A 7,101-nucleotide genomic window follows, 5' to 3' on the forward strand; every position below is an offset into this window, starting at 1 on the left:
TGGTGTTGGTGCCATCTGCAAAGTTAACCGTTTCACCTAACTTCACGTTGTCTGCCGTGCCACCATTGACACTAAAGTTCAGGCCTTTGTCTGCCGTTGCTTGTGCAGTTGCTGCATTGGTAACTGCCGTGTTTGCAGTATTTTGAGCTGCTGCCGCATTCGTTACTGCTGTGTTTGCAGTGTTTTGGGCAGTGGTTACATTCTGGTTCGTGGTATTTAACTGGCTACCATTTACTGCATCTGTAGAACTCGCAGAAATAGTTCCTGCTGCTACATTGGTAATCTTCTGGTTACCCGCATTAATACCTGCAGTCGTTACACTTGGACCGCCGGTAATGGTTAATCCACTGTTATCAACTTTAGTGTTACCTACCGTTAAGCTACCCGCATTGGTTAATGCAATGTTGTCATTCACATTGTATTTATAGGTGTTAGTGGCAGGGTCATAAACTGCTGTGGTGTTGGTGCCATTGGCAAAGTTAACCGTTTCACCCAGCTTCACATTGTCAGCCGTACCGCCATTCACACTAAAGTTCAGGCCTTTGTCCGCTGTCGCCTGAGCAGCAGCTGCATTGGTGACTGCTGTGTTTGCAGTAGTTTGTGCTGCTGCCGCATTCGTTACCGCTGTATTAGCAGTATTTTGAGCAGTGGTTACATTCTGGTTCGTGGTATTTAACTGGCTACCATTCACTGCGTCTGTAGAACTCGCAGAAATAGTTCCAGCAGCCACATTGGTAATCTTCTGGTTGCCCGCGTTAATACCAGCAGTCGTTACACTTGGACCACCAGTAATGGTTAATCCACTGTTATCAACCTTGCTATTCCCAACCGTTAAACTGCCTGCATTCGTTAAGCTAATATTGTCATTTACATTGTATTTATAGGTATTTGTTGCTGGGTCATATACTGCTGTGGTGTTGGTGCCATTGGCAAAGTTAACCGTTTCACCTAACTTCACATTGTCTGCTGTGCCACCATTGACACTAAAGTTCAGGCCTTTGTCTGCTGTCGCCTGGGCAGCAGCTGCATTGGTGACTGCCGTGTTTGCAGTATTTTGAGCTGCTGCCGCATTCGTTACTGCTGTATTTGCGGTATTCTGAGCAGTCGTTACATTCTGATTAGTCGTATTTAACTGGCTACCATTCACTGCATCTGTAGAGGTAGAAGAAATCGTACCGGCTGCTAAATTGGTAATTTTTTGATTATTAAGGTTAGCGCCGCCATTTAGGTTACTTGCGCCAGTAACATTTAATGAGCCGCCAGTCGTTAAGTTGCCCGCTGTGACAGTACCAGAAAAAACAGGCGCATCCGCCATCTGAATATTAACTGTGTTACCAGTCACAGCCGTTTTTAAGTTATTTCCAGAATAGGTTCCAGCAGTTGAGCCTGCTCCAGTGATATTAAGTGTTGTACCTAAATTATTTGCTGAACTTCCTGTATTACCAGCGAAAGTAATAGGTTTTACAACTTCATTATTTAGATTAGTTAAGGCCCCTGACACTGTATTAACAGGAGTATAAGTTGTTCCATCTGTTTTAGTGATCGTATAACTTGGGGCCGTATATACATCTGTTGCAGGATTATATACTGCACCACCCCCCAATGCGGTCGTATTGCCTACAGCACGATTATTTACATCCTTTAACTGAGCAACCGTAACCGCATCTGAATCGGCAGCACCATCGGCTACGTTTTGAATACGTCGAGTATTTGTTGCTGAACCCACCGAAACAACACCATTGGTTGTAGATGCTGCAACATTCGTTATATATGAATTACCACTTTGTACCGTAGTTGTAGAACCCGCGCCTAAAGCCACTGAATTCGTTACACTTGCGGTTGATCTAGGCCCAAGGGATACACTATTTGCTGCTGAGGTTAAGCTATTAGTACCTATAGCAACACCATCAACGGCGTTTGTATCTACCGTCGCTGTATTACCAATTGCAGTAGCATTATTTGCCCCACTATTAACTTGAGCATTTTTTCCTATCGCCATTGCTGCTGTTGAACCAACAACTTGGCTCATCGCACCAATTGCGACACTGTAACTAGAAGCACTATCAACTGCTGTAAAAGATGATCCCGTTGCCAAGCCTTCTGCAACAAGATCTGCATCACTGTTATTTTGAAGTGCAATTGATTGCGCGCCAGCAGCACTTGCTTGTCCCCCAACTACTGTTGAGTTTACCCCTGTCGCATTTACATAATTTCCTAATGCAGTTGAATCTGCTGCGCTGGCATTTGCTCTTGAACCAACGGCTAATCCGTTAGAATCATTTGCAGTAGCCGGAGTACCGGTGTTTGCACCTATGGCAATACCATTACTGATGGTTGGGCTTGTATCAATAATTGAACCATACAAATTTGTGTAGTCAGCCCACACATGTGAAGCGGCTAAACAGGAGATGATAGATAATACAAGGGCCTTAGGTCTAAATTTCTTTTCTCTAGAAATGATCTCATTTTGTGAACTAGTTATTTCAGAAGATGATGAAACAGAACCAGTTCTCGTTTTACTTTTAGCCAATTCTGATACAACAGTCCATGTACCAATAGAAGCATTCCATACAACTTTGTATATCTTATTCATAATCCCACCCGTAAACTTGACGCCTACATTTGTAAAGTTTTGCAATCAAAATAGTTAAATTGCTTATTTTTTGTGAAAATATCTTTTTTTATTTTGAGAAGTAAATCACATTTTAAAATATCAAAATCAAACAAAGTCACAACAATTGTCAAATTTTGTTAACTTTTTTTATACTTAGAAAAAAATAGTAATTTAATCAATTTTTTAATTTTTCTTAACGTTAAAAATTAAAAACGCTTTTGTTACATTTTTTTACGATTAAGGTGTTTTTTGTCATTTAAATTCATTAATTATTTCATAAAAAATTTAAGCTATTGATATTTATATTTTTATTCTACTTTTACGTAGGTATAAGATATATTTAGACAATTTTTTATGATTAAATTCTAATATTTTCAATGCATTAATATCTTTCATATAAATATTGGCAGAGTTGTAAATAAGAAAATTCAAATAAAAATAGTTAAAAATTCAAATAGATAAAAATATTAATTATAATTTTTCTTAGTTTTTTATAATCTATAAAAGTAATCCTTTTTAATAGGATTACTTTTATGTGGTAGATCATTTACCAGCTTATATTGACACGTCTATTTGGCGCTAAACATTCAATAAGCTGTGAATTATTTTTTCCTGAACATTGTTTGTATAGATCAGTTTGGCTATTCGCCTGTATCTGTATCCGTGTAGGATCAATACCTTGTTGAACCAATAACTTGGCAACTGTATTAGCACGCTGTGAAGACAATTCTTGATTATAGCTAAATTTACCCAATCGATCGGTAAAACCTGAAACAATAACTGGTGTTGTTGTCTGGCTTTTTTTGATCTGTTCAGCAATTTCCTGCACACTATGAACACCTTGTTCAATAGCATTATTATCAAATCTATCAAAGGTGAATAACACACTTGCTGCCCGCTCAAAAATTAAATTAGTATGCTCTGGCGACTGATTATAACCTCCCCAAGTAGCCAAACCTTCGCATGCCTCACCTTTCCAAAATAAATTTTCTGCCAAATATTTTTTATTAAAATCAATGCGTAATTGACAGCGTTGATATTGATTACTATTTGGTATACGTATATCTAATACATAATTCCAGACTTTTACTCCAAATAGTCCTTCACTAAATTGTGGATTGCCTAGTAAAGCTCGAATTTGATCTTTATCTAATCCTTTATCCAAACGTGCAACGTCATCATATTCATAACGTTTTATTTGTTTAAGATAACTCTTTTCAATTGCTGGGAATTTTACTTCATTTCTTTGAATTGCTACTTCAGTATCCGTAAATCCAGTAGTACTTAAACTTACCAAGATGCCCATTACCAAAATTTGAATATTTTGCTTCATTTTCATACTCACAATATTATTTTAAAGGAGAGATAAACTCTCCTTAGCTAGGCAATCAGTCAATTACTGTACTTACGCCAACACGAACTAATGGGCTACCCTGACTTCCAAGCGATGCACCTGTTGTAAGTGACCAACGTCCATTATCAGCAGTTTTACGTAAGGTCACACCTACAGCATTTTGCTCATTGTAATAAGCAGCACCAACCGCCATCGTTACTTTTCCTGGAATAAATGGCGCATTTTCAAGTGCCGCATTTGCAGCAATACCCGCAGACATTTTTTCTTCTAATTTGTCGATACGTTGGTTTGTCGAATAGAATGCTTGCTCAAGCTTATTCGTTACACTGTCAATTTTGGTATTTAATGTTTGATCAGCCTGATTCAATGCACCTATCGCATCACCAACATTGTTGTAAGATTTATCACCTACGTTATATGTCGGATTTGAGAAGCTTTGGGTAATATTGTCATAACCTGCCCCACCACCTAGGTAGTTTACAAGTGCCTGATTCGTAGTATTAAGCTGAGAACCATTTACTGCATCTTTTGAAGTCGTTGTAACTGCTCCCGCTTTAACACCAGTTACCGTACGGTCACCTGCTGTTCCTGCAACATTAACCTGGGTGCCGCCAGTATCTTTACCAACAGTAATCGCAGCATCTTTATTAGCTTGCTGAACTAAACCTGATTTACCATTGTTAATATTGCTGATGTCAGTCTGAAGGTTCGAGATATCACCTGTATTTTTGTCGACCTGTTGTTGAACAGTCCATAACTGACCTCCATTCACTGCATCTTTAGAACCTGCTGCTACAGTACCATCCGCTACATTCTTAAGTGCAGTACCATTTGCCCCACCAGCGAATGTCACTGAATCTTTATTCACAGTGCCATCTGCATTTTTGTCATACTGAACTGCACTATTAGCCAAAGCACCAACATTGTTATTAATGTTCGTGATTGCGCTATCTAGTTGTCCTTTGTTTACGGCATCTGTAGAAGAAACACCTGCCGCTACATTACTTATCGTTTTATTACCAGCACTAATTCCAGAAGTAGTCATACTCGGACCACCAGCAATGATTAAGCCTGTTGATCCTAACTGAATGTTATCGCCAACTTTTACGCCAGTCGTATCGATAACCGTATTACCAGTCGTGACACTATCAACTTTCAAGTTTTTGTTCAGTGCAACTTTAATATTACCTTCATTATCTGTCTCACTAGTCTGAGCAACAGTTAAGTTATCATCACCAGTAAAGTTGACTTTGCCATTTGGTTTGATCTTTTTAGCAGTAGCTGCATCACCATTGGCTAAAACTGTCCAGCCCGTATTTGCTGCTGTACCTGCATCAGTGACTGCTTTATCAAGTGCTGTTAAAGCATCACCAACATTGTTTGCACTTGTACCTGCAACTTTATAACTCGGGTTAGAAATCGAACCATCTGGATTAGCTTTAGCACCACCACCAAAAATATTGGCTATAGAATCACCATTCTTAGTCACACGACTATCGAGAGTATGTAACTGACTACCATTCACTGCATCTGTTGATGTAGCAGAAACAGTACCTGCTGCTACGTTAGTAATCTTCTGACTAGCTGCATCAATGCCAGACTTGGTCACGCTTGGGCCACCAGCAATGGTGAGACCATTGGTGTCTAGCTTGCTTTCACCTGCAGTTACATTATCAATATTTAGATCACGGTTCAGTCCATACTGGATCTTGTTACCAGTCTTGGTTACTTTTAGGTTGCTTTCACCTGCAACCGTACCAATGTCAACTGTATCACCAGCTTTCACTGCACCTGCATTGGCACCATTGCTTTGTAGTGTCCAGCCTTTATCCAGTGCTGTGATCGCGTCACCAACGTTGTTCACGTTGTTGCCATTCACGCTATAGATCGGTGAACTGACTGCACCTGTAACCGGATTATAAACTGCTCCGCCGCCCAGATTACTTGCCGTACTTGTACCTAAAGCATCTGTCTTGGTATTCGCTGCTGTAGTTACTGCACCAAGTTGACTTACATTAACAGCATCAGTTGCATTGGTTCCTGCTGCTACATTGGTAATCTTCTGGTTACCCGCATTAATACCTGCAGTCGTTACACTTGGACCACCTGTAATGGTTAAACCACTGTTATCAACCTTGGTGTTACCTACCGTTAAGCTACCTGCATTGGTTAATGCAATGCTGTCATTTACATTGTATTTATAGGTATTGGTTGCCGGGTCATATACTGCAGTGATGTTGGTGCCATCTGCAAAGTTAACTGTTTCACCTAATTTTACATTGTCTGCCGTACCACCATTAACACTAAAGTTCAGGCCTTTGTCTGCTGTTGCTTGGGCTGCTGCTGCATTCGTCACTGCCGTGTTTGCAGTATTTTGAGCATTGGTTACATTTTGGTTCGTGGTATTTAACTGACTACCATTCACTGCATCTGTTGATGTAGATGAAATCGTACCTGCCGCAACGTTAGTAACCTTCTGGTTACCCGCATTAATACCTACAGTCGTTACACTTGGACCACCAGCAATGGATAGACCACTGTTATCAACCTTGCTATTCCCAACCGTTAAGCTACCCGCATTGGTTAATGCAATGCTGTCATTTACATTGTATTTGTAGGTATTGGTGACAGGGTCATAGACTGCTGTGGTGTTGGTGCCATTAGCAAAGTTAACCGTTTCACCTAACTTCACATTGTCTGCCGTCCCACCATTGACACTAAAGTTCAGGCCTTTGTCTGCCGTTGCTTGGGCTGCTGCAGCATTGATCACCGCTGTGTTTGCAGTGTTTTGGGCAGTGGTTACGTTCTGGTTGGTCGCATCTAACTGGCTACCATTTACTGCATCTGTAGAGGTCGCAGAAATAGTTCCAACCGCTACATTAGTAATCTTTTGGTTACCCGCATTAATACCTGCAGTCGTTACACTTGGGCCGCCGGTAATTGTTAAACCAGTGGTGTCTAGCTTGCTGTCGCCTGCCATTACACTATCAATATTTAGATCACGGTTCAGTCCATACTGGATCTTGTTACCAGTCTTAGTTACTTTAAGGTTGGTTTCGCCTGCTACCGTACCAATGTCAACTGTATCACCAGCTTTTACTGCAGCGGCATTGGCACCATTGCTTTGTAGTGT

The 7,101-nt window shown here is 40.3% G+C and carries 3 protein-coding genes; all 3 read right to left on the reverse strand.

Going from position 1 to position 7,101, the window contains the following annotated elements; translation table 11 throughout:
* Positions 1 to 2,593, reverse strand: a 2,593-nt coding sequence (locus tag F984_RS22505) for an ESPR-type extended signal peptide-containing protein (RefSeq protein WP_004710021.1), incomplete at its 3' end; no start/stop codon positions are given.
* A 568-nt stretch (positions 2,594 to 3,161) separates the two neighbouring features.
* Positions 3,162 to 3,947 (reverse strand): trimeric autotransporter adhesin/peptidogylcan-associated protein TpgA, encoded by a 786-nt coding sequence (tpgA, locus tag F984_RS13230; protein ID WP_004710023.1) that lies wholly within the window; start codon positions 3,945 to 3,947, stop codon positions 3,162 to 3,164.
* 55 nt (positions 3,948 to 4,002) lie between these two features.
* A partial coding sequence (locus tag F984_RS0103945) for a YadA-like family protein (protein WP_004710025.1) occupies positions 4,003 to 7,101 on the reverse strand: 3,099 nt, incomplete at its 5' end.

This window comes from Acinetobacter nosocomialis NIPH 2119 (assembly GCF_000368085.1).
In the GTDB taxonomy this organism is placed as follows: domain Bacteria; phylum Pseudomonadota; class Gammaproteobacteria; order Pseudomonadales; family Moraxellaceae; genus Acinetobacter; species Acinetobacter nosocomialis.